Source organism: Streptococcus sp. CF7_Ac1-12 (assembly GCF_024295905.1).
Taxonomy (GTDB): domain Bacteria; phylum Bacillota; class Bacilli; order Lactobacillales; family Streptococcaceae; genus Streptococcus; species Streptococcus mitis_AP.
Window position 1 is genome coordinate 1 of record NZ_JANCPG010000023.1, and the last position, 21497, is coordinate 21497.

General features: G+C 41.0%; 26 protein-coding genes and 2 tRNA genes. 13 read left to right on the forward strand and 15 right to left on the reverse strand.

What is annotated here, in order from left to right:
* The 3 genes from NMM17_RS09110 to NMM17_RS09120 all read left to right on the forward strand — a co-directional run.
* The coding region (locus NMM17_RS09110) for a hypothetical protein (protein ID WP_254754305.1) at positions 1–209 on the forward strand (209 nt) is incomplete at its 5' end.
* 516 nt (positions 210–725) lie between these two features.
* Positions 726–2015 (forward strand): DUF308 domain-containing protein, encoded by a 1290-nt coding sequence (locus tag NMM17_RS09115; protein WP_254754306.1) that lies wholly within the window; start codon positions 726–728, stop codon positions 2013–2015.
* 9 nt (positions 2016–2024) lie between these two features.
* Entirely contained in the window at positions 2025–3113 is a 1089-nt protein-coding gene (locus tag NMM17_RS09120; protein WP_004256071.1) for an AI-2E family transporter, read from the forward strand.
* Between the two features lie 140 nt (positions 3114–3253).
* On the opposite strand, the gene NMM17_RS09125 is transcribed toward NMM17_RS09120, so the two are convergent.
* The 4 genes from NMM17_RS09125 to NMM17_RS09140 form a co-directional block, all read right to left on the reverse strand.
* Positions 3254–3326, reverse strand: a tRNA-Lys gene (locus tag NMM17_RS09125).
* 62 nt (positions 3327–3388) lie between these two features.
* Complete coding sequence (locus NMM17_RS09130; RefSeq protein ID WP_153193055.1) at positions 3389–3904, reverse strand: DUF308 domain-containing protein; 516 nt, start codon at positions 3902–3904, stop codon at positions 3389–3391.
* A gap of 346 nt (positions 3905–4250) precedes the next feature.
* Positions 4251–4323 (reverse strand) — tRNA-Lys (locus NMM17_RS09135).
* A gap of 264 nt (positions 4324–4587) precedes the next feature.
* A complete protein-coding gene (locus tag NMM17_RS09140) occupies positions 4588–5859 on the reverse strand; it encodes a replication-associated recombination protein A (protein WP_153193067.1) in 1272 nt (423 codons plus the stop codon).
* Positions 5860–5974: 115 nt separating this feature from the next.
* On the opposite strand from NMM17_RS09140, the gene NMM17_RS09145 reads away from it, so the two are divergent.
* Genes NMM17_RS09145 through pepF form a run of 6 tightly spaced genes read left to right on the forward strand, consistent with a single transcriptional unit; the run spans position 5975 to position 11298 of the window.
* Entirely contained in the window at positions 5975–6445 is a 471-nt protein-coding gene (locus NMM17_RS09145; protein ID WP_084927215.1) for a DUF3013 family protein, read from the forward strand.
* A 9-nt stretch (positions 6446–6454) separates the two neighbouring features.
* The gene (locus tag NMM17_RS09150; RefSeq protein ID WP_254754307.1) at positions 6455–6883 is read left to right on the forward strand and encodes an NUDIX hydrolase; all 429 of its coding nucleotides are present in this window, start codon (positions 6455–6457) and stop codon (positions 6881–6883) included.
* Positions 6884–7780 carry a GIY-YIG nuclease family protein gene (locus NMM17_RS09155; RefSeq protein WP_254754308.1) on the forward strand — a complete coding sequence of 299 codons (897 nt, stop codon included), beginning with the start codon at positions 6884–6886 and terminating at the stop codon, positions 7778–7780.
* 15 nt (positions 7781–7795) lie between these two features.
* A complete protein-coding gene (gene prmA, locus NMM17_RS09160) occupies positions 7796–8746 on the forward strand; it encodes a 50S ribosomal protein L11 methyltransferase (protein WP_025171391.1) in 951 nt (316 codons plus the stop codon).
* A gap of 1 nt (position 8747) precedes the next feature.
* A complete protein-coding gene (locus tag NMM17_RS09165; protein ID WP_254754309.1) occupies positions 8748–9491 on the forward strand; it encodes a 16S rRNA (uracil(1498)-N(3))-methyltransferase in 744 nt (247 codons plus the stop codon).
* 10 nt (positions 9492–9501) lie between these two features.
* Positions 9502–11298, forward strand: coding sequence for an oligoendopeptidase F (pepF, locus tag NMM17_RS09170; protein WP_254754310.1), 1797 nt, complete (start codon positions 9502–9504; stop codon positions 11296–11298).
* Positions 11299–11466: 168 nt separating this feature from the next.
* Here the strand turns inward: pepF and NMM17_RS09175 are convergent, their stop codons facing one another.
* Positions 11467–11856 (reverse strand): nuclear transport factor 2 family protein, encoded by a 390-nt coding sequence (locus NMM17_RS09175; protein ID WP_084927208.1) that lies wholly within the window; start codon positions 11854–11856, stop codon positions 11467–11469.
* Positions 11857–12007: 151 nt separating this feature from the next.
* Here NMM17_RS09175 and NMM17_RS09180 point away from each other — a divergent pair, with 151 nt between their 5' ends.
* Both NMM17_RS09180 and NMM17_RS09185 read left to right on the forward strand, forming a co-directional pair.
* The gene (locus tag NMM17_RS09180; RefSeq protein WP_042900485.1) at positions 12008–12355 is read left to right on the forward strand and encodes a helix-turn-helix domain-containing protein; all 348 of its coding nucleotides are present in this window, start codon (positions 12008–12010) and stop codon (positions 12353–12355) included.
* A 147-nt stretch (positions 12356–12502) separates the two neighbouring features.
* Positions 12503–13171, forward strand: coding sequence for an MIP/aquaporin family protein (locus NMM17_RS09185; protein ID WP_049551484.1), 669 nt, complete (start codon positions 12503–12505; stop codon positions 13169–13171).
* A 208-nt stretch (positions 13172–13379) separates the two neighbouring features.
* Here the strand turns inward: NMM17_RS09185 and queF are convergent, their stop codons facing one another.
* From queF to NMM17_RS09220, 7 genes are all read right to left on the reverse strand, one after another.
* The gene (gene queF / locus NMM17_RS09190) at positions 13380–13871 is read right to left on the reverse strand and encodes a preQ(1) synthase (protein WP_049550634.1); all 492 of its coding nucleotides are present in this window, start codon (positions 13869–13871) and stop codon (positions 13380–13382) included.
* Positions 13872–13889: 18 nt separating this feature from the next.
* The gene (gene queE / locus NMM17_RS09195) at positions 13890–14606 is read right to left on the reverse strand and encodes a 7-carboxy-7-deazaguanine synthase QueE (RefSeq protein ID WP_049550633.1); all 717 of its coding nucleotides are present in this window, start codon (positions 14604–14606) and stop codon (positions 13890–13892) included.
* Positions 14599–15042, reverse strand: coding sequence for a 6-carboxytetrahydropterin synthase QueD (queD, locus tag NMM17_RS09200; RefSeq protein WP_000464573.1), 444 nt, complete (start codon positions 15040–15042; stop codon positions 14599–14601). Before queD ends, queE begins: the two co-directional genes overlap by 8 nt.
* Positions 15042–15695 (reverse strand): 7-cyano-7-deazaguanine synthase QueC, encoded by a 654-nt coding sequence (gene queC, locus NMM17_RS09205; protein ID WP_049550632.1) that lies wholly within the window; start codon positions 15693–15695, stop codon positions 15042–15044. Before queC ends, queD begins: the two co-directional genes overlap by 1 nt.
* Before the next feature lie 201 nt (positions 15696–15896).
* On the reverse strand, positions 15897–16211 hold the full coding sequence (gene trxA / locus NMM17_RS09210; RefSeq protein ID WP_001029581.1) for a thioredoxin: 315 nt from the start codon (positions 16209–16211) through the stop codon (positions 15897–15899).
* Positions 16212–16225: 14 nt separating this feature from the next.
* Complete coding sequence (locus NMM17_RS09215; protein ID WP_000570256.1) at positions 16226–16447, reverse strand: DUF4649 family protein; 222 nt, start codon at positions 16445–16447, stop codon at positions 16226–16228.
* Positions 16448–16547: 100 nt separating this feature from the next.
* The gene (locus NMM17_RS09220) at positions 16548–16928 is read right to left on the reverse strand and encodes a MarR family winged helix-turn-helix transcriptional regulator (RefSeq protein WP_020901663.1); all 381 of its coding nucleotides are present in this window, start codon (positions 16926–16928) and stop codon (positions 16548–16550) included.
* Positions 16929–17211: 283 nt separating this feature from the next.
* Here NMM17_RS09220 and NMM17_RS09225 point away from each other — a divergent pair, with 283 nt between their 5' ends.
* Together NMM17_RS09225 and NMM17_RS09230 are read left to right on the forward strand one after the other, a co-directional pair.
* A complete protein-coding gene (locus tag NMM17_RS09225; protein WP_000781325.1) occupies positions 17212–17586 on the forward strand; it encodes a CidA/LrgA family protein in 375 nt (124 codons plus the stop codon).
* Positions 17583–18278 carry an LrgB family protein gene (locus tag NMM17_RS09230; RefSeq protein WP_001288946.1) on the forward strand — a complete coding sequence of 232 codons (696 nt, stop codon included), beginning with the start codon at positions 17583–17585 and terminating at the stop codon, positions 18276–18278. The genes NMM17_RS09225 and NMM17_RS09230 overlap by 4 nt, the downstream gene beginning before the upstream one ends.
* A 51-nt stretch (positions 18279–18329) precedes the next feature.
* On the opposite strand, the gene NMM17_RS09235 is transcribed toward NMM17_RS09230, so the two are convergent.
* From NMM17_RS09235 to NMM17_RS09245, 3 genes are all read right to left on the reverse strand, one after another.
* Complete coding sequence (locus NMM17_RS09235; protein ID WP_000919330.1) at positions 18330–19877, reverse strand: ABC transporter ATP-binding protein; 1548 nt, start codon at positions 19875–19877, stop codon at positions 18330–18332.
* A 139-nt stretch (positions 19878–20016) separates the two neighbouring features.
* Entirely contained in the window at positions 20017–20784 is a 768-nt protein-coding gene (locus NMM17_RS09240; RefSeq protein ID WP_000498767.1) for a hypothetical protein, read from the reverse strand.
* Positions 20785–20799: 15 nt separating this feature from the next.
* A complete protein-coding gene (locus NMM17_RS09245) occupies positions 20800–21495 on the reverse strand; it encodes an ABC transporter ATP-binding protein (RefSeq protein ID WP_000054197.1) in 696 nt (231 codons plus the stop codon).
* Positions 21496–21497: the final 2 nt, after the last annotated feature.

The window sequence follows — 21497 nt, forward strand, 5'->3', positions numbered from 1 at the left end:
CGCGAATGAACTGCGCCACAAAAGTTAGGTTTTTTCTGTCTAACTTTTGGGGTGCAGTTCAGAAGGGGTGTTTTTTCTATCGTTTTTTAGTGCTAAGACTACACAAAAAAGCCTTGATTCCAAGGCTTTTCCTGTTGTATGTAGATGCCCCCATGGATTTGGGAGACTATATCATCTTGAAAGTAATTAAAAAGTTGAAATTTAAGTGATTTTCGGAAGGTACTTTTAGGTATTTTCAATGTCATGATTTAAAAATGGGACAAAAGTGGGGCAAAAACCATACAGATTCTAAACTGTATGGTTCTTTTTTTATCTAACCAAGAAAGGTTAAAACTTATTAAAACAAATGCAATCAACTGTTGAAAACTTTTTAGTCCGTGTAATATAAAAACAAGTAAAAAGTTGAACTATAGGGAATATTGTGTCATAATAGGTAATAGATGAATAATTAATAGATTGGAAATAATGCTTTCTTACCTTAACAAGTTGAATTGGTTATACATTTTTTCGTCGCAATTGTGTCTATCTCTCGAGTTTAGCTAGTTTTTATAAGCTCTGGTTTCTAATCAATATAACAAATTTTAGAAGTGCATAAGACAAGATGGTGACATTACTACAGTCATTTCTAGTCACCATATGTTGCTGGCACAGGCTGTTTGTAGTGTTGGCTATTTACTAGTCAGTTTAATCGGAGTGTTTAATTTTTATTGTTGAAAGGTTTTTATATGGCGAAAATTCTATCTTTAGGTCTGACAGGTAAGAAATTACTTGCTCAGGGGTTCTTGTTTGTTCTGCTAGGTCTCATCTTGATGGTCACGGGGACTTGGTTGCCAGTAAAGGTTATTCGACTGGTTCTGTTTTTAGCTTGGATAGCAACGGTCTTAGATTTAGTATTACGTATTTTCAAAAAAAGTCAGTCAACGGACACCTTGGGAGTTGCACTGGTTAAATTGTTAGTGCTGGGATATTTGCTTGGCTCCAATCTTGCGACGGATGTGCCGATTTATATTTTGGCTCTTGTGATTGGAGTTTATCAGATTTTTCATGCTAGTATTAACCTTGTCACCTATGTTCTCTACCGCAAAAACAAAATTCGACCTCGTTTTCGTCTCTTACTAGATGGACTCGTACTAGTTTTTCTTGGTGGGACTAGTCTTTTGTCCTCTACAGGAAATTCTGTCTTTCAACTCTTTGTATTAGGGGCTTATTTTTTCCTTTATGGTGTGTCCAATATCCGTGATGGTTTCTTGTTTGAGGAGGAAATTGGGAAAAACCATCTCAAACGTCGTATTAGAATTAGCTTACCTATTGTCCTAGCCGCTCTCATCCCTGCAAGAACTTTAGCAAAAGTTAACAAATTTATGCTGGAAAATGCTGATGAGGAAGAAGATATCCATCTTGGAATAGTGAAGTCTGGTAAGACAGCGGAGCTTGAAATTTTTGTTCATACAGCTGAGACCTCTCTGTTTTCGGCAATTGGTCATGTGGATATCTGCTATCAAGGCCGTGTTATTTCTTATGGCAACTATGATCCGTCTTCTGAGACCTTATTTGGCATGGTAGGAGATGGTGTCTTATATTTCTGTGATCGTGACAAGTACATTGACCTATGTAAACGTGAGAGTCAAAAAACGCTTTTTGGTTATGGGATAGATTTGACGCCTGAAATGGAAAAAGCAGTTCAGAAAAAGTTGGCTGAATTGAAACAACTGACGATTCCATGGGAGCCAAGTGCGGATAAAATCATGACAGGTGATGGTAAGGAAGACTGCACCTACGCTTATAAAATCAGACATGAGACGGATGGGGAACTTTATAAATTTATCAAATCTAAGTTTAAATCCTACTTTGTCTTATCTACAAACTGTGTGCTCTTGGCTGATACCATAGTCGGTCAGGCTGGCACCGATATCCTCTCACCCAAAGGATTTATCGCTCCAGGAACTTACCAAGCCTACCTTAATCGAGAGTTTGAAAAACCAAATAGTATAGTCGTATCTAAACATGTTTATTAAGGAGAATTTATGAACTTAGTAAAAAAATACACCCCGTTAATACTTTTTATAGGGCTGGTTGCTCTTGTAATTCTGAATGCATCGAGCTTTATATCAGGAGCAATCTCTCTCTTTGATGTAATATCAACCTTGATTTATGGTGCTGTTATTGCTTTTGTGCTTAATGTTCCTATGAAAAAAATTGAACAGTACTTAGTTAAATTGAAGGTAAAGGCAGAGTTGCGTCGTCCGATTGCCATGGTACTTGTTTTCCTAGCTCTTATCTTAATCGTGATTGCTCTTTTGGTTTTGGTGCTGCCAACCCTAGCCCAGACTATTAGTCAGCTGGGAACAGTCCTTTCAACAGTCCTTACTCAACTTGGGAAATTGCTAGGCAGCTCGGAATTTGTAACCAAAGACATGTTGTCAACTATCGTATCAGGCATACAGGGACAATCTAGTTCTATTAGCCAAGCTTTGATAGGTTTTTTATCAGGTCTGACTAGTAATATCGGCAATATTTTTTCAAGTTTGATGAATGCCTTTTTGATTATAGTCTTCACCTTTTTATTTTTATCCAGTAAGGAACATTTGGCAGCGATGACGAGTCGACTTCTAAAAGTTTTTCTTCCAGAGAAGGTGGTGATAAAGTTGACTTACATTGGACAAGTAGCACTAGAGACTTATGACCAATTTTTGATGAGTCAGCTGATTGAAGCAGTTATCATAGGAGTTATGATAGCGGTTGGTTACAGCGTGTTTGGGATACCCTATGGAGTAATGACAGGTATCTTTGCAGGAGTGCTATCGTTCATTCCTTATGTAGGGCCTATGATTGCTTGTGTTGTGGGAGCGATTTTTATCTTCACAGTGAGTCCTACTCAAGCCTTACTTTCTCTTCTTCTATATCAAGTTATACAGCTGATTGAAGGAAACCTTATTTATCCTAGAGTTGTAGGTCAGTCTATTGGTTTGCCAGCTATTTTCACGCTTGCGGCTGCTAGTATTGGAGGCAATCTCTTTGGCTTACTTGGGATGATATTCTTTACACCGATATTTGCTGTTATCTATCGATTGGTTAAGGAATTTGTCGTTGCAAAGGAAAATCAGCTAGATTAAGAAAAACTAAATTTAATAAGATATACTGAGAAGAGAGTGAGAGATTCTCTTCTCTTTTATTTTTAAATACTTTTCTACAAAAAGCTATTAGACGTTAAAAAAAGCCTTGGTTTCAAGGCTTATTTCTGTTGATTTAGATGTGCCCCCTGCAGGGCTCGAACCTGCGCCCCATAGCTTAAGAGTCTACTGCTCTACCAACTGAGCTAAGGAGGCAACAGAAAAAGCTGAGAATGTAACTTCCCAGCTATTTTAATATGCCCAAAATGGCAGCTAGATTATTTACGAAAGGCATCAAGGATATAGGTGAAACCAACAATTAAAAATGCAAAGGCAACGACATAAACGACAAAGACACTTGTAGCTACTGGATTGAACAAAATCACTAGACCTAGTAAAAATGCAAGCAACGCTATCCACATGATATGGTTGCCAATAATAGGGAAAATCAATCCCAGACGATTGCCTTTAAAGAAAACTATAATGGCTTCTACAATTAACCAAATTCCTAAAATAGTTGGAATGACAACTGGCAGCGTCACAAAGCCATAGGCAACGAGGTAAAGAGCTAAGAGAAGATTAACAATCCCTTTGAAAAGATGAGCTGGTGAGCGAAGCTCTTTTGGTGCAGAGAAATAGCCTAAAATATCTGCTATAGAAGAAACCAGTAAACCAAATGCAATCCACCAGCTGTAAGCAACAAGATTAGCTACTGGGTTTGTAAATAGGAAAAGTCCTAAAAGGACAAAAACAACTCCTGCAAGGAATAGCAGTAAACGATTGGAAAATTTCATTTCAATACCCCTTATATAGTATATTTTGATTGTGAAACTATTTTACCTCTTGTTATAGAAAATGTCAATAAAATAAATAAACAATTTGGAAGTTTCGGTCTGATTCATGAAAAGAAAATCAGTTTTTATTATTTTGAAAATAAAAAGAGAAGATAAAATTTGTCTTCTCTACATGAAAATATTGTATGGCATCAAAGCAAAAGTAACTGGCTTTACACTATTTGTTAAGATGTAATTTGATTCAAAAAGAAAAGATAGATTTAAAAGTGGGGCAAATGATGAGGCAAATTAGTTATAGACAAGCAAAAAAGCCTTGGAACTCAAGGCTTTTTCCTGTTGATTTAGATGCCCCCTACAGGGATCGAACCTGTGACCCACGGATTAAGAGTCCGCTGCTCTGCCAGCTGAGCTAAGGAGGCAAAGAAAAAAGCTGTATTGGTGCCGAAACTTCACGGTTTGTATTGAACCCGCGCAATTAAGCAGGTGGGCAACTCGCTCTAACTGAAGCTGTTTCCGTGTGAGACGGCCTACATGCTGTTAGAAGACTTTTGTTTCCCTAATAATACAAAAAATAGTCGGTCAACACTTAAGTGTGAAGTCGTACACCACAGCGTTTCTATGTTTATATGATACCACTTTTTCAAAAAAAATCAAGAGGAAAATGCAATTTTTTGAAAAGGATTTCAGATTTTTCGCAAACGGTCGATAGCTTCCTTTCTTTGAGCCAAAGCCCGTTCATATTTACCAGTATCTTCTGCTTGGAAATAGTGATGATTACGAATTTTTTCTGGTAGATAGTCTTGCTTGACCCAATTTCCAGGATAGTTGTGTGGATAGAGATAGTCTTGGGCATTCCCCAGTTCCTTGCTTCCACTGTAGTGCCCATCACGCAGGTGTCGCGGAATAGGCAAGTGCCCTGATGTTTTGAGGTCAGCAAGTGCCTTATCCATAGCTACATAGGCTGAGTTGGATTTTGGAGAAAGGGCCAAATCAATGACGACATTGGCAATGAGAATGCGGGCTTCTGGGAAACCAATCCTTTGTGCAGCATCCAGAGCAGTCACGGTGTGAATCTGGGCTTCAGGATTGGCCAAACCGATATCTTCATAAGCGATAACAGTCAAACGACGAGCGAGACTAGGCAGATCCCCAGCCTCAATCAAGCGGGCAGCATAGTGGAGACTGGCATCGACATCTGAACCGCGAATAGACTTTTGAAGGGCAGATAGAACATCGTAATGTCCATCTCCATCCTTGTCCATAGTGATGTAGCTTCTCTGAAGACTATTTTCCATGATGTCAAGCGTGATATGACGGATGCCGTCATCATTTTCTGGGGTGGAGAGAACTGCCAAATCAAGTGAGTTAAAGGCAGAACGGAGGTCTCCGTTGGTAGATGTTGCGATAAAATCAAGGGCATCATTATCTAACTCAACAGGGAAATCAAAACCTCGTTCAGGGTCAGTCAGGGCTATTTGAATGGCTCCTTTGACATCTTGGTTAGACAAGGGTTCCAACTCAAAAATCTGAACACGGCTACGAATGGCTGGAGTGACAGAAAAGAAGGGATTTTCAGTCGTCGCCCCAATCATGATGACCAGTCCGCTTTCCAAGAGAGGCAAGAGGAAGTCTTGTTTAGTCTTGTCAAGACGATGAATCTCGTCTAGTAGCAGTACAAGACCACCTGAGAATTTAGCCTCTTCAGCTATTTCTTGGAGTCTTTTTTTACTATCTACTGTCGCATTGAAAGTTCGAAAGGCATACTTGGTCGTCCCTGCGATGGCAGAGGCAATACTGGTCTTGCCGATTCCCGGAGGTCCATAAAGAATCATGGAGGACAGGCGGTTGGCTTCCACCATGCGGCGGATAATTTTTCCAGGCCCGACCAGATGTTCCTGACCAATGACCTGGTCGATAGTTTTAGGGCGCATGCGAAGCGCGAGATTGTCTGGCATAGCAGTCCTTTCTAGCGTGGATTTTCTGATGTATATGTGGTAAGATGGTAGTATCTATTTTAGCATATTTCCGAGCAATCGGGGCGATTTAAGAGTCGCATAGAAAGAGGACAAAATGGCAACATATGGATTTTTAGATGTTTTAGAGGAAGAGTTGGAGAAGAACTTTCCCTTTGACTTTGAGATTAGTTGGGACAAGCGCAACCACGCGGTTGAAGTGAGTTTTCTATTGGAAGTGCAAAATGCTGCAGGTGTGGAGATGGTGGATGAAGACGGAGAGGTTTCGTCGGACGATATCCTATTTGAGGAAGCGGTACTCTTTTACAATCCTGCTAAGTCAACCGTCAATGAGGAAGACTATTTGACGGTTATTCCTTACTTACCAAAGAAAGGTTTCTCTCGCGAATTTTTAAACTATTTTGCACTATTCCTTAAAGATACTGCCGAGGTTGGGCTAGATGCCCTTATGGACTTTTTGGAAGACCCAGAAGCAGAGGAATTTGTCATGGAATGGAACCAAGAAGTCTTTGAAGAGGGAAAAGTTGGATTGGAAGAGGGAGAATTTTATCCTTATCCGAGATACTAGGAGTTTGACATGGACATAGAGATTTCTGATTTCACAGGCTGTAAGATTGCTTTGTTTTGTGGGGATAAGCTTCTGACTATCTTACGCGATGATAAGGCAAGCATTCCCTGGCCCAATATGTGGGAGCTTCCCGGTGGGGGACGCGAGGGGGATGAAAGTCCTTTTGAGTGCGTGGCGCGTGAAGTTTTTGAGGAACTGGGAATTCATCTGACTGAGGATTGTCTGCTTTGGAGTAAGGTTTATCCAAGTATGCTTTTTGCGGATAAACAATCTGTATTTCTTGTCGGTCAGTTGACACAGAACCAGTTTGACAGTATCGTGTTTGGAGATGAAGGACAGGGATATCAGCTGATGAATGTCGAGGAATTTCTTAGTTCCAGTCAAGTTGTACCTCAGTTGCAGAATAGAGTGAGAGATTATTTGGAGGAAGTTCGATAAATGGCGAAGCGTAGCAAAAATATCAATATGTTTCTCATGGATGGTGAAGTAACTGGAAAAATCAAATGTACTTTGTCAAATTGGACGGGAGTGATTTACAAAATACCTCGTATTCAATTGGGAGATTTGAAGTCTCGTGATGAAATGAAACAAAGTGGTATTTATTTCTTATTTGGTCGAGATGAAGATAAGCAAAAAGATGTGACCTATATTGGTCAGGCAACAACTCGGAAAAATGGTGAAGGGGTATTGTTGCGAATTCAAGAGCATACTCGTGATATTCATGCAGATTACTTTAATGACGTCATAATTCTAACAACTCAAAATAATTCTTTCGGTCCAACAGAAATTAGCTATTTGGAAAATAAATTTACTCAACTTGCTAAAGAAGCTGGTCGCTACATTGTGAAAAATGGGAATGATCCAAATCCTGGTAATGTGACTGAGGAAAAGGAATCTGAACTGGATGAAATTGTTGAAAATACGCTAATGATTATTGGAACTTTAGGTTATCGTGTTTTTGTTCCAATGACAAAGAAAGTTAGTCAAGATTTGACTGATAATCATTCAACTTATCTTTATTTAAAGCGTAAAACTAAGAAATCTAACAAAGTAATAGAAGCAACTTGTGAACGGACAACTGAAGGTTTTGTTGTTTTAGAAGGAAGTCAAGTAGAAATAAAGGATTCTCCATACCTTCCAGCAAGTTTAAAAGAAATGCGTCAGAATTTAATAGCTTCTCGGGTCATTCAAGATGGAGTGTTAAAAGAAAAACAGCTTTTTTCTAGCCCTTCTTATGCAGCGGCTTTTTTGCTGGGTATGCAAACGAACGGTCGAACTGATTGGAAAAATCAGGATGGAAGAACTTTAAAAGAATTGGAAGAATTAATAGATTGATAAGGAAAATACAAAATGGAAACATGGCAAGAGTTAAAAGTTACAGTTAAGCGTGAGGGAGAGGAGCTGGTCTCTAATCTCTTGATTGAGCTGGGAGCGCAAGGTGTTGCGATTGAAGACAGTATGGACTATGTGGGAAATGTTGACCGCTTCGGCGAGATTTTCCCAGAGGTTGAGCAGCAAGAAGAAATCGTAGTGACCGCCTATTACCCTGATACGGTTGATGTAGCAACGGTTGAGTCAGATTTGCAGGCTCGTCTCGCGGAACTAACTGATTTTATGGACTTGGGAGAGGTCAAAATGGGGACGACTGCCTTGGCTGAGGAAGACTGGGCAGACAACTGGAAGAAATACTATGAGCCAGCTCGTATCACTCATGATTTGACTATCGTGCCGTCGTGGACAGACTATGAGGCGACTGCGGGAGAAAAGATTATCAAGCTGGATCCAGGTATGGCTTTTGGTACGGGAACCCATCCAACAACTAAGATGAGCCTTTTTGCTTTGGAGCAGGTCCTTCGTGGTGGCGAAACGGTGCTGGACGTGGGGACTGGTTCAGGAGTTCTTTCTATTGCCAGCTCGCTGCTTGGTGCTAAGGAAATTTTTGCCTATGACCTAGATGATGTAGCAGTTCGAGTTGCTCAGGAAAATATTGAGCTCAACCCTGGTATGGAAAACATCCATGTAGCAGCAGGAGACTTGCTTAAGGGAGTTGAGATTGAGGCAGATGTGATTGTAGCTAATATCTTGGCGGATATCCTCGTTCATCTGACGGATGATGCTTATCGCTTGGTTAAGGACGAAGGCTACCTGATCATGAGTGGGATTATCAAGGACAAGTGGGATATGGTGCGCGAGTCGGCTGAGTCAGCTGGATTTTTCCTAGAAACTCACATGGTTCAAGGGGAATGGAATGCCTGTGTCTTTAAGAAAACCAAGGATATTTCCGGTGTGATTGGAGGCTAGCATGCAACAGTATTTTGTCAAAGGCAGTGCCATCTCTCCTGTCACCATCGAGGACAAGGAAACCAGCAAGCATATGTTTCAGGTTATGCGCTTGAAAGAAGACGATGAGGTGACCTTAGTCTTTGATGATTGTATCAAGCGCTTGGCGCGTGTGCTGGATGTGGAAGCTCGTCAGTTTGAATTGGTAGAAGAACTAGATGACAATGTGGAACTGCCAGTCCAAGTGACCATTGCATCCGGCTTTCCCAAGGGGGACAAGCTGGAGTTTATCACTCAAAAAGTAACCGAACTGGGTGCCAGCCAGATTTGGGCCTTCCCCGCAGATTGGTCAGTTGCCAAATGGGATGGCAAGAAATTGGGTAAAAAGGTTGAAAAACTAGAAAAAATCGCCCTTGGAGCAGCAGAGCAAAGCAAGCGTAATGTTGTTCCAAGTATCCAGCTTTTCGAGAATAAAGCAGACTTCCTAGCCCAACTTGACCAGTTTGACTCTATCGTAGTGGCCTATGAAGAATCAGCTAAAGAAGGAGAAAGCGCTGCGCTTTTACAAGCAGTTACTGGACTCGAGAAAGGAGACAAATTGCTCTTTATCTTTGGTCCAGAAGGTGGTCTCTCACCTGCAGAAATCGAAAGTTTTGAAGCTAAGGGAGCAGTATTGGCAGGACTTGGCCCTCGCATTTTGCGAGCAGAAACAGCACCGCTTTACGCTTTATCAGCCCTTAGTGTTTTATTAGAATTAGAGAAATAAGAGGAAGAAAATGGAACAAAAACACCGTTCAGAATTTCCAGAGAAGGAACTTTGGGATTTAACAGCCCTATACCAAGACCGTGAGGATTTCTTACGTGCAATCGAGAAAGCTCGCGAAGACATCAACCAGTTTAGCCGTGACTACAAGGGTAATCTTCATACTTTTGAGGATTTTGAAAAGGCCTTTGCGGAATTGGAACAAATCTACATTCAGATGAGCCATATTGGCAACTATGGCTTTATGCCGCAGACGACAGATTATAGCAATGACGAATTTGCCAACATTGCCCAAGCTGGGATGGAATTTGAAACAGATGCCAGCGTAGCCTTGACCTTCTTTGACGATGCCCTAGTGGCAGCAGACGAGGAAGTCTTGGATCGTTTGGGTGACTTACCTCATTTGACGGCAGCTATTCGTCAGGCTAAAATTAAAAAAGCCCACTATCTTGGAGCAGATGTGGAGAAGGCCTTGACCAATTTAGGAGAAGTTTTCTACAGTCCGCAGGATATTTACACTAAGATGCGTGCTGGGGACTTTGAAATGGCTGACTTTGAAGCCCATGGCAAGACCTACAAAAACAGCTTTGTGACCTATGAAAATTTCTACCAAAACCATGAGGATGCTGAGATTCGTGAGAAATCTTTCCGTTCCTTCTCAGAAGGTCTTCGTAAGCACCAAAATACGGCTGCAGCAGCCTATCTAGCCCAAGTCAAGTCTGAAAAACTCTTGGCAGATATGAAGGGCTACGATTCAGTTTTTGATTATCTTCTAGCTGAGCAGGAAGTGGACCGTGCTATGTTTGACCGCCAGATTGACCTCATCATGAAGGATTTTGCGCCGGTTGCTCAGAGATACCTCAAGCATGTTGCCAAGGTTAATGGTCTTGAAAAGATGACCTTTGCAGACTGGAAATTGGACTTGGACAGCGCCCTTAATCCTCAAGTGACTATTGACGACGCCTATGATTTGGTCATGAAGTCCGTAGAACCTTTGGGACAAGAATATTGTCAGGAAGTTGCTCGTTATCAAGAAGAGCGCTGGGTGGACTTTGCTGCTAACAGTGGCAAGGATTCTGGCGGTTATGCGGCGGACCCATATCGTGTGCATCCTTATGTTCTCATGAGCTGGACTGGTCGTTTGAGCGATGTTTATACCTTGATTCATGAAATCGGGCATTCTGGTCAATTCATCTTTTCAGATAATCACCAGAGCTACTTCAACGCCCACATGTCGACCTACTATGTTGAAGCACCGTCAACTTTCAATGAATTGCTACTCAGTGATTACTTGGAGAACCAATCTGACGACCCACGTCAAAAACGCTTTGCCCTTGCTCACCGCTTGACAGACACCTATTTCCATAACTTTATCACTCACCTTTTGGAAGCAGCCTTCCAGCGTAAGGTTTACACATTGATTGAAGAAGGAGAAACTTTCGGAGCAAGCAAACTCAACAGCATTATGAAGGAAGTCTTGACGGATTTCTGGGGAGATGCCATTGAGATTGATGATGATGCAGCTCTGACTTGGATGCGCCAAGCTCACTACTATATGGGCTTGTATAGTTACACTTACTCAGCAGGACTAGTCATTTCGACTGCAGGTTACCTTCATCTGAAACATTCAGAAACTGGAGCTGAAGACTGGCTCAATCTCCTTAAATCAGGTGGTAGCAAGACACCACTTGAGTCAGCCATGATTATCGGTGCTGATATTTCAACAGATAAACCACTCCGTGATACCATCCAGTTCTTATCAGATACAGTTGACCAGATTATCTCCTACAGCGCCCAGTTGGGAGAGTAAATTAAAAGAGTCTGGGACAAAAGTCTAACCTTAAATAAAAAAAGCGAACAAAACGAGTTATCTGATACTCAGAATTCTGTCTTGTTCGCTTTTTTTCTAATCTATCGATTTTAAAAATTTATAATAAAGAATTCCTAAAATCAAAATTTTTTGTTCTGTCCTCTTTAATTATCCCCAAAAGCTATCTTCTTCAGCTTGATCTGAAGAGAAGAGCCAAACTTCTTTGATTTTTCCGTCTTCAATACGGAAGAGGTCAATCCCGTTCATATTGAGTTCAGTACCATCAGCACGTGTTCCAAGAAAAGTAACATTAGCTGCGATTAAATCCTTATTGTCAGAAACCCAATTTGTTACCACCTTAAAGGTTCCATTAGTTTTCTCAGCAAATGTAGCAAGGTGAGCTCCTAGCTTGTCCTTACCAACAACTGTACCAGATATACTATGAGTACCAGGTTGATGCCAGATAATATCGTCTGCCATCGTTTCAAAGACACCAGGAAAGTCACCAGCAATTAAAGCTTGGTTATAAGCGTTGAAAATTTCTAAGTTTGTTGACATATCTATTCTCCATTTCTTTTTTATGATATAATTGTAACAGTTACAAACAAAAAAAACAAGTAGACACTTTTTTGATAGCTAGTATCAAAAGTGGTACTATTATTGATACTAAAAGATAAAATTTTTTTAAAAAATAGAAAGAAGATATTTTATGACAAATAAAGTGAGTGAGTATGGTATTTGTCCATTTGCGACAACGCAGAGGGTTTTAACGGGGAAATGGGCACTGGTAATTATTTATCAGTTGAGTACGGGTACCAAACGATTTAAAGAATTGCAGAGATTATTGCCTGGGATTACTCAAACTATTTTGACCCGTCATCTCCGTCAATTAGAAAAGGATAAGATTGTTCAACGAAAGGTCTATGCCGAAGTTCCACCACGAGTTGAGTACAGCTTAACTGAAATGGGGCAGGAATTCAGAGTTGTTTTAGATGCTGTCGAGAAATGGGGTCTAGATTATATCAAGTTGCTAAATGCTAGTGAGATAAGCAACTGATAAGTCCTATAGAGGAAATGTATTTTCTGTTTAATTCCTTAATTAAAAGATAGTGAGGCAAACCAGTATTTTTCCAAACAATTTTCTTGAAACCCTTTCCCTCTTTTGATAGACTAGTATCTAGTTTTTGAAAAAAGGAGAAAGAAAATGAAAAAATTTGTCGCTGAATTAATCGGTACGTTCATGCTTGTGTTCATCGGAACAGGAGCTGTTGTTTTTGGAAATGGTCTTGATGGCCTTGGTCACCTAGGGATTGCCTTTGCCTTTGGTTTGGCAATCGTAGTTGCAGCTTACTCAATCGGAACTGTTTCAGGTGCTCATTTGAATCCAGCTGTTTCTATTGCTATGTTTGTTAACAAACGTTTGTCATCTTCAGAGCTTGTAAACTACATCCTTGGACAAGTAGTTGGAGCCTTCTTAGCATCTGCTTCTGTCTTCTTCCTCTTGGCTAACTCAGGGATGTCAACTGCTAGTCTTGGTGAAAATGCCTTGGCAAACGGTGTCACTGTCTTTGGTGGTTTCTTGTTTGAAGTTATTGCAACTTTCTTGTTTGTCTTGGTTATCATGACCGTGACATCAGAAAGCAAGGGCAATGGCGCGATTGCTGGTTTGGTAATCGGTTTGTCCTTGATGGCAATGATTCTTGTGGGATTGAACATCACTGGACTGTCAGTAAACCCAGCTCGTAGCTTGGCACCAGCTGTCTTGGTAGGTGGCGTAGCCCTTCAACAAGTTTGGATTTTTATCCTTGCCCCAATCGTTGGTGGAGTTCTTGCAGCCCTTGTTGCAAGAAACTTCCTTGGAACAGAAGAATAATTGAAACTCAAAAAGCCTTGCTCCTCATCTTGAGGAACAGGGCTTTTTCGTATTATACTTTTCGAAAATCTTTTCAAACCACGTCAGCTTCACCTTGGATTATATATGTGACTGACTTCGTCAGTTTTATCTGTAACCTCAAAACCATGTTTTGAGCAACCTGCGGCTAGCTTCCTAGTTTGCTCTTTGATTTTCATTGAGTATGAGTTTAACGGTTGTCAATTTTCTCTGGATAAAGGTCGTGTTGGAAGAGGCGTTGTTCTGCCAAGCCATCATACTTAGTTCCAGGCTTACCGTAGTTGTAGTAGGGGTCAATTGAGATGCCACCGCGCGGAGTGAATTTTCCCCAGACTTCTAAATAGCGAGGGTCTAGCAAGTTGACCAAGTCTTTCCCGATGGTGTTGATACAGTTTTCGTGGAAATCTCCGTGGTTTCGGTAGCTAAAGAGGTAGAGTTTGAGGGATTTTGACTCGACACAGAGCTTGTCAGGGATGTAGGAAATATAAATGGTCGCAAAGTCTGGCTGAGCAGTGATCGGACAAAGTGAGGTGAATTCAGGGCAGTTGAATTTGATGAAATAGTCATTTTCCACATGACGATTGTCAAAGGATTCGAGGACCTCTGGTTGATATTCGAAAATGTAGTTGGTTTCTTTGTTGCCTAGTAGGCTTAGGTTTTTCAATTCTTCTTGTTGTGACATGATTTTTTCTTTCTAATCTTAAACACCGCGTTGGTTGTCGTAGAGGAGGGTATGTAGTTGAGGAAGGACGCGGACATTGCCCCAGCTATCGTCAGTAGCGACACGTTCCCAGAGTTCTTTGAGGCGGTCCAGTTGGTCTTGGACAATATTACCTGTAGCTTTTGGCTCAGGATTTCCAGCTGATAAGAAGAGAACATCTGGTTGGTAGCGCTCTTGAATGACTTTAGCAAAGGCCAAATCCGCATCATCAAAGACAGGGATTTTAAAGGTGACCTTGTCTGGATCAAGTTGGGAAACGATAAAGTCCAGGGTCTCAAAGTTGACTTCCATCTTGGATGAAGGAGGTTTGGGACTTAGAGTGACCTGGTCGATGTCTTTTAACCAATTTTGCCAGCGGGAGCCTTGGGTCTCAACAGCCAGAGTGACACCACGTTCCTTGAGCTTGGTTACTAGCTCAGCCATGTTGGCTGCTAGGATAGCAGGATTTCCCCCAGATAGGGTGACGTAGTCGTAGCTCCCTAATTTATCCAAGGCAGCAATGACTTCGTCAGCTGTCATACGAGTTGGCTTTTCAGAACCATCCCAAGTAAAGGCAGAGTCGCACCAGTCGCAGTGGTAGTCGCAACCAGCAGTGCGGACAAACATGGTTTTCTGCCCAATAGCACGGCCTTCACCTTGAAAGGTAGGACCAAAAATTTCCAAAACTGGTAGTTTGAGGACACGTTCCCTAGTCATCTAACCACTCCCGTCTAAACTCTGCAAAGGCAGTAGGAGTTTCATAGAGGCGAACGTATTCTAAACGAAGACCTCGTTCATCTGGTAACTCTTGATTCATGGTTTGGAAAATCCAGTAAACCATATTTTCAGCGGTTGTATTCATATAGGGCAGGGTTTCATTGAGATAGCGATGATCTAAGTGGGGCTCTAAGTAGTTCTTGTAGATAGCTTTGATATCTCCGAAATCGTAGGTCATGCCACGTTCATCTAAAAATCCACTGACAGCAATCTGCAAATGATAGGTGTGACCATGCAGGGATTTGCATTTTCCCTCATAGTGAAAGAGGTGGTGGGCAGCGTCAAAGGTAAATTCTTTTGATACCAAGGTTCTGTGAGGATTGTAGACAAGAGACTCCCCGGTTTCCTGTTTGATTTCTTTGGGTGCAAAAAACATTAGGCCTCTCCTTTCTGTGAGAGATAAACATCTAACCCATGTTGACGTAGATGGCAGGCTGGACAATTTCCACAGCCACTTCCGATAATTCCGTTGTAGCAGGTTACAGTTTTTTTACGAACATAGTCAAAGGCACCGAGTTGGTCGGCTAATTCCCATGTTTCAGCCTTGTCTAGCCACATGAGAGGTGTTTGGATAACAAAGTCGTAATCCATGGCAAGGTTGAGGGTAACATTAAGGGATTTGACAAAGACATCTCGACAATCGGGGTAGCCTGAGAAGTCTGTCTCGCAGACACCTGTCACGATATCTTTAATGCCCCGTTGCTTAGCAAGAACAGCCGCAAAGGATAGAAAGAGGTGGTTGCGACCGTCAACAAAGGTATTGGGAACCTCTCCCTCTTTTTGCTCAATTTCCAAATCAGAGGTCAGGGCATTTTCAGTGATTTGCCCCAGCAGAGACATATCTAGGATATGATGACGAATCCCCTGTTCCTTAGCGATTTCTCTAGCAACTTGAATTTCGAGATGATGGCGTTGACCGTAGGCAAAGGTAACGGCTTCGACCGTTTCATAGTGTTCTTTAGCCCAAAAGAGGCAGGTTGTAGAATCTTGACCGCCGCTAAAGACGACCAAGGCTGATTGATGTTTCATAGTACTCCTTCCAAAATGGGAAATGTTCAGAGCACGCAAAAAGCTCCCTTGAGGGAGCTAAAAAATACCAAGTAGAGGTTTTTTTTAGCGATGGCATGTCCCAAACATCGTAATATTCTACCTACAGTTTAGCATATTTTTTGAAAAATGGCAAAGGGCAAGAAAAAAGAGACCAAAGAAAGTAATTGGTCTCTAATGTGATTAGCTCAATTCAGCAACGATGGCCTTGATTTGTTCTGCTGTGTGAACACCAGCAACTTGTTTGACAACTTGGCCGTCTTTTTTGAAGAGAAGAGTTGGGATAGACATGATTCCAAAAGCACGAGCTGTGTTTGGGTTTTCATCAACGTCCATTTTAACGATTTTCAAGACATCCTCTGAAAGTTCTTCAGACAATTTATCCAAGATTGGACCTTGCATACGACATGGACCACACCAAGTTGCCCAGAAGTCTACCAAGACCAAACCGTCTTTTGTTTCTTGTTCGAATGTTGCATCTGTAATTGCTTTTGCCATTGTATTTCTCCTTTTTAGTTATATTGGCTTAAATCTTGTTTCATGAGATAGAAGAAGACATCTCCATAAGTCCCATGGTAGTCCAAATCATGACCGTTGTAAGTTAATTTTTGGACAGGGTAGTAGTCTGCGACGCCGATAAGGCAAGCTTGTTGTGAACGATCAAAATCTTCATAAGATTCGAAAGTTACAGTTCTTTCGTTCTTGCTGGCATCTAGATAGGTAATTTCAATCATATTTAAAACTCCTTTGTTTAATGATGATTTTATTTTACTCCTTGTAAAAGAGAATGTCAAGAAAAATGATTGCGCACGCAACTTTTTTTCTAAAATCATCTTAAACCAAGAAATCCAAACCAGTTTCCAAGCTTTCTTCGACAGCCTTTTGTAGAGAGGCCAGTGTCTTTTGCCCATCACCTGTCAGGCAGATAAAACTAGAGCGTCGATCTTGATCACAACACCTGCGACTAAGTAGACCGCAATTTTTGGCTTCCAAGCGAGCCACCATCCGAGAAACAGCGCTCGGGCTCAGATGAAGCTTATCTGGCAGGTCAATCTGGCGTAGAGATTTTTCTTGGGCCAAGTCCAGATAGTAGAGCAGGTAGAACTCTTTCAAGGTCAGACTTTGCTCGCTCTGCTGGGCAATAGTCTCTTCCAAGAGGCTTTCAATTTCTTTCTGACGCCGATTGAAGTCAAACCATTTTTCCAAATAGGTCATAGTATCTCCTTTCTTTTTAGAGTTATAGCATAGAAGAATGTCCATTCTCGGACAGTCTCTGCATCACAAGATGATTGCGCATGCAATGATTATACTACTTTTCAAGAAAGCTGGCAAGAAGGACGCTGGCATCTTTTATCCTAAATCATGCCTGTTTTCCCAAGTCAAGAATTGTTTGTATCCCCTTTCTTCTCAAACTTTCATCAACTCTTGTGCATTTCCTTGAAATTTTCTGAAAAAAGAGTAAACTGGTATGCAAGAAGTCTATTTCGTGGAGTTTAGGATGAAATTATATGTTCAATTAATGATTCTCTTTGTGATTTCTCTAATCGGTGAGGGAATCTCCAGTTTCTTTCATTTGCCTATTCCAGGCAGTATTATCGGTTTGATTATTCTCTTTCTAGCCCTACAATTCAAGTGGCTGAGAACTAGGCATGTCAATATGGTGGGGAATTTCTTGCTGGCTAATATGACCATTCTCTTTTTGCCACCAGCAGTGGGAATCATGGAAAAGTTTGATGTGATTGCTCCTTATCTTTTGCCCATCGTCTTGATTGTCTTTTTTGCAGCAGTTATCAATATTATCCTCATAGCCTTGGTAGTTCAGTTCATCAAGAGACGGTTTGAGGGAGATTATGAGAAAGGAGATGCCAAATGAGTGAATTTGTTTCCAATCCCCTATTTGGGCTTGCCTTGTCTATCCTAGCTTATCTAGTGGGAATGTTGATTTACAGACGTTTTCCCCATCCTTTGACAACGCCCTTGCTTTTGTCAGCTGTTTTCATTATTATCTTTCTAAAGGCGACGGGTATTTCTTACCAGGATTACTACCAAGGTGGTGTTTATCTGAACAACTTGATTGTTCCATCGACCGTGGCTCTGGGGATTCCGCTTTATAAGAGTTTTCACTTGATGAAGCACCATGCACGGAGTATTCTCTTTGGTAGTCTGTTAGCAGTAGTTGTCAATACCTCTTTCACAGCCCTTGTAGCTAAGATTTTTGGAATGGACTTTTTCCTAGCCATTTCTCTCTTTCCGAAGTCAGTGACAACCGCCATGGCAGTGGGAATTACAGAAAAATTGCAAGGTCTGACGACCGTGACCTTGGTGGTTGTAGTGGCGACTGGGATTTTAACCAGTGTCATCGGCCCAACCCTCTTGAAGTGGTTGAAAATTGATGACCCAGTAGCTGTTGGTCTTTCCCTTGGAGGAACAGGTCATGCTGTCGGAACGGGAACAGCCTTTCGATACGGTTCTGTAGCAGGAGCTATGGGTGGTTTGGCTATCGGTGTTACCGGTATTCTCTATGTCTTTGTCAGCCCTATTGTAGCCAGCTTGATATTGAGTTAAAAAGCAAGGAATTTTGGTTCCTTGCTTTTTAAAATCGTATTTTATAGAATATTACTTTCCTTTTCGTAAGTGAATGACTTGGTCATAGTGTTTTAAGTCTTCTTCTGTATAGTGGTGAATGACTTCAATAACTGTTTGAGGTAGGGAGAAGAGCAAGTCGCTAATTTTTCTGCTATTTTCCAAGTCAAGATTGGCCTTGATTTCATCTGCTAAGATGAGTTGGCTATCATGGTAGAGGGCACGAGCTATTTCAAGGCGTTGTTTCTCGCCACCAGACAGACTATCATTGCTGAGCGTTCGATTTTTCAAATGTTCTAATCCTGTTTTTTTGAGGATATGATTTAAAGTATCTGGATTTTTATCCAGTCCTAGAAGGATATTGTCGTCCAGAGAGAGCGTGTCAAAGTAATGGCTATCTTGGAGGATATAGGAACTAAAGCTTGTGATTTCTTGACGTGACAGGTTTTGACCAGCAAAGCTAATCTGTCCACTTGTTGGTGTCTCTTCTCCATGAATGATATTGAGCAGGGTTGTCTTACCAGAGCCACTTTCCCCGATAATGGCAATTTTTTCTCCTTGCTTGATGTGCATGGAAATCGGAGACAGGAGGTTATTTCCATCTTTTTCTAGGGAGATGCTGTTAAGTTGGATAGGGAAAATGTTTTCTATGATTCTAGGCAAGATGGGATCAGACTGGTTCAAAAGTTTTTGGTATTTATTGAGAAGAGTTCGATTCGCTTTTCGGGTGTTGGTAAAGTAAGCCAACTCTTGGAATTGATAGCCGATATTATGGGAAACTAGATAGATGGCCACAAAACTCGCCGCATCTAAATAATTATAGTAGGTCATAAAGCCACCGATGACGATTGGTGTGACAGAACAAAAGGCATCGATGCTATTGATCAAGAGACTGTTTAAAGTTCGTTGTTTTTCATAGTTAATTTCGGTATCTAGACTGGTTTGTAATTGCTTTTGATAGCGAGCAAAAAAGTAGTCTTGCCCCTGATAATGGCGAATTTGTTGGCTACCACCAATAAAATTTGTCAAGCTTGCTAAGTAGCTCTGGTTAACAGTGGACCGCTTTTCAGAAAGTGAATCCAAACGCTTTGATCCGACAGCACTGCAGAGGACAGGAAAGGAGTAGAAGAGGATGAAAATCAAGCCCAGGTAAAAATTGGTCCATAGGGCATAGAGAATGGACACAGTGGTAAAGCCCAGAGAAGAAATGATGATGACCGTTGGCTCAATATAGTTTTCTTCTAGTTGCTTGACGTCGTTTTCTAGGTCGGACAAGATATCTTTTTCATCAATCTCATAACTGTTTAAAAATCGCTTGAAAATAGCACTCTTGATTCCATATTTGAAGTCAGTAATCAAACGAGCGTAGTAATAACGTTTCCCAGCCAAACCCAGTAAGAGGATGAGATTACCAAGGATTCCTAAAATCAAAACTTTCCAAAGAAGGCCTAGTTCTTGATTGGTAAAACTAGCAACAATATTTTGAACAAGGGCTGGTGTGATAATTGCTTCCAGCCAAGTAATGGCAATAGAAAAGAAGTAAAGTATGAGGTGCTTCTTAGTAACAAATCTTTTCAGCATAAAGAGTTGCCCTCCTTATCGATATACATGTAATCAATTTTAAAGTTATTATACTCCTTTTTATTAAATACTTCATATTAAAAATGTAAGTCCTGAGAACGAAAAAAGTCTAGCGAGTTATTGTCGCTAGACTTTAAAACTATTGCAAATTAACCTTGTTTCTCAAGATGTAGTAGGTTCCGAGGTAAAATATAGCTATGAATATGAGTTCTTCAATAATACTCGTACTTGCTCCCATATAGAAATTATCATTAAATCCTGCAAGTGAATTGACATAGAAGTTCGTACTGGTATTGAAGAAGACTTCTACAAATCCAATGACGATTTGGATACCGATATAAGCTACAATGGCTAGTGCGGTACGGTATTCATTGAACAGTTGTCCGATGGAAATAGCCAAGTAGATGCAGAGGATTCCTGAGATGGTATTTAGTAGGAAGGATACCCCCATAAGAGAGAGTTGAGGAAGGAATGTTCCTACAAGTGGAATCAACTCAGAATTTGATATCCATTCTGGAACCGTTATGGTAACAATAATAAAAGCGCTTAGAGCTAGTACAGTGGAGCTAAGGATAGACCAAATGAAGGCTCCAACTAATTTGGCTGTGATGATATGGTGTTCAGAAACTGGCAAGGTCAAGGTCAGATAGCCTTGTCGGTCATAGACACTACCTTTGAATCGTTTAATAATCAAGAAAATGGTTGAAATCCCAAGTGTAATCATCAATCCACCAAAGACGAGAGCCAGAAAGAAAAGTAAGACAGGTTGGCTATCTTTGAAAGATACATAATTATAATAGTGTCCTTGCATTCCTATGGGAACGGAAAGAACTAGCACGGCAGCGTAAAGGGCTAAATACCACTTGTTAACATTTTTAAATTCGTAGCGAACTAAATTCCAAAACATAATAATCTCCTTTGCTTAGGCCTTAAATTCCTGACGGAAGAGTTGGTCAATGGATTCACCAGACTCATAGCGAATATCATCTACATTTCCTTGACGGACGACTTTTCCATCTTTGAGGAAGACAATTTCATCTAAGATTGGCTCGATATCAGAAATTAAGTGGGTAGAAATCAAAACGGTAGAAGTTGGGGAGTAGTTGTTGATAATGGTATTGAGGATATACTCACGGGCTGCTGGATCCACCCCACCAATGGGTTCATCCAAAACATAGAGACGAGCATCACGGCTCATAACCAAAATCAGTTGGACCTTTTCCTTGTTTCCTTTTGATAGTTTCTTGAGACGACTATTTTCATCAATACCGAGGTCAGCAAGAAGATGATGGGCACGTTCAAGATTGAAATCTTTATAGAAGGTCTTGAAGTAGGTTAGGGCTTCTTTGACCTTCATTTGCTCATTGAGATAGGTCGTATCTGGCAAATAAGCTACGATAGCCTTGGTTGCTGGGCTTGGGTCCATATCGTTGATAAGGACACGTCCTTGATCTGGTTGTAAGAGGCCATTGATGAGTTTAATCAAGGTTGTTTTTCCTGAGCCGTTTGGGCCGAGGAGACCGACAATTTTTCCAGCTGGGATGTCAAGAGAAACATTTTCAAGGGCTGGGGTTGCTCCATAAGATTTGGATACATTTTCAAATGCTAGTAATGACATAG

What these genes read in the sequence shown, in the direction of transcription:
- NMM17_RS09115 (WP_254754306.1), top strand. Translation starts at nt 726, where the DNA reads ATGGCGAAAATTCTATCTTTAGGTCTGACAGGTAAGAAATTACTTGCT.
- NMM17_RS09120 (WP_004256071.1), top strand. Translation starts at nt 2,025, where the DNA reads ATGAACTTAGTAAAAAAATACACCCCGTTAATACTTTTTATAGGGCTG.
- NMM17_RS09130 (WP_153193055.1), bottom strand. Translation starts at nt 3,904, where the DNA reads ATGAAATTTTCCAATCGTTTACTGCTATTCCTTGCAGGAGTTGTTTTT.
- NMM17_RS09140 (WP_153193067.1), bottom strand. Translation starts at nt 5,859, where the DNA reads ATGCCAGACAATCTCGCGCTTCGCATGCGCCCTAAAACTATCGACCAG.
- NMM17_RS09145 (WP_084927215.1), top strand. Translation starts at nt 5,975, where the DNA reads ATGGCAACATATGGATTTTTAGATGTTTTAGAGGAAGAGTTGGAGAAG.
- NMM17_RS09150 (WP_254754307.1), top strand. Translation starts at nt 6,455, where the DNA reads ATGGACATAGAGATTTCTGATTTCACAGGCTGTAAGATTGCTTTGTTT.
- NMM17_RS09155 (WP_254754308.1), top strand. Translation starts at nt 6,884, where the DNA reads ATGGCGAAGCGTAGCAAAAATATCAATATGTTTCTCATGGATGGTGAA.
- prmA (WP_025171391.1), top strand. Translation starts at nt 7,796, where the DNA reads ATGGAAACATGGCAAGAGTTAAAAGTTACAGTTAAGCGTGAGGGAGAG.
- NMM17_RS09165 (WP_254754309.1), top strand. Translation starts at nt 8,748, where the DNA reads ATGCAACAGTATTTTGTCAAAGGCAGTGCCATCTCTCCTGTCACCATC.
- pepF (WP_254754310.1), top strand. Translation starts at nt 9,502, where the DNA reads ATGGAACAAAAACACCGTTCAGAATTTCCAGAGAAGGAACTTTGGGAT.
- NMM17_RS09175 (WP_084927208.1), bottom strand. Translation starts at nt 11,856, where the DNA reads ATGTCAACAAACTTAGAAATTTTCAACGCTTATAACCAAGCTTTAATT.
- NMM17_RS09180 (WP_042900485.1), top strand. Translation starts at nt 12,008, where the DNA reads ATGACAAATAAAGTGAGTGAGTATGGTATTTGTCCATTTGCGACAACG.
- NMM17_RS09185 (WP_049551484.1), top strand. Translation starts at nt 12,503, where the DNA reads ATGAAAAAATTTGTCGCTGAATTAATCGGTACGTTCATGCTTGTGTTC.
- queF (WP_049550634.1), bottom strand. Translation starts at nt 13,871, where the DNA reads ATGTCACAACAAGAAGAATTGAAAAACCTAAGCCTACTAGGCAACAAA.
- queE (WP_049550633.1), bottom strand. Translation starts at nt 14,606, where the DNA reads ATGACTAGGGAACGTGTCCTCAAACTACCAGTTTTGGAAATTTTTGGT.
- queD (WP_000464573.1), bottom strand. Translation starts at nt 15,042, where the DNA reads ATGTTTTTTGCACCCAAAGAAATCAAACAGGAAACCGGGGAGTCTCTT.
- queC (WP_049550632.1), bottom strand. Translation starts at nt 15,695, where the DNA reads ATGAAACATCAATCAGCCTTGGTCGTCTTTAGCGGCGGTCAAGATTCT.
- trxA (WP_001029581.1), bottom strand. Translation starts at nt 16,211, where the DNA reads ATGGCAAAAGCAATTACAGATGCAACATTCGAACAAGAAACAAAAGAC.
- NMM17_RS09215 (WP_000570256.1), bottom strand. Translation starts at nt 16,447, where the DNA reads ATGATTGAAATTACCTATCTAGATGCCAGCAAGAACGAAAGAACTGTA.
- NMM17_RS09220 (WP_020901663.1), bottom strand. Translation starts at nt 16,928, where the DNA reads ATGACCTATTTGGAAAAATGGTTTGACTTCAATCGGCGTCAGAAAGAA.
- NMM17_RS09225 (WP_000781325.1), top strand. Translation starts at nt 17,212, where the DNA reads ATGAAATTATATGTTCAATTAATGATTCTCTTTGTGATTTCTCTAATC.
- NMM17_RS09230 (WP_001288946.1), top strand. Translation starts at nt 17,583, where the DNA reads ATGAGTGAATTTGTTTCCAATCCCCTATTTGGGCTTGCCTTGTCTATC.
- NMM17_RS09235 (WP_000919330.1), bottom strand. Translation starts at nt 19,877, where the DNA reads ATGCTGAAAAGATTTGTTACTAAGAAGCACCTCATACTTTACTTCTTT.
- NMM17_RS09240 (WP_000498767.1), bottom strand. Translation starts at nt 20,784, where the DNA reads ATGTTTTGGAATTTAGTTCGCTACGAATTTAAAAATGTTAACAAGTGG.
- NMM17_RS09245 (WP_000054197.1), bottom strand. Translation starts at nt 21,495, where the DNA reads ATGTCATTACTAGCATTTGAAAATGTATCCAAATCTTATGGAGCAACC.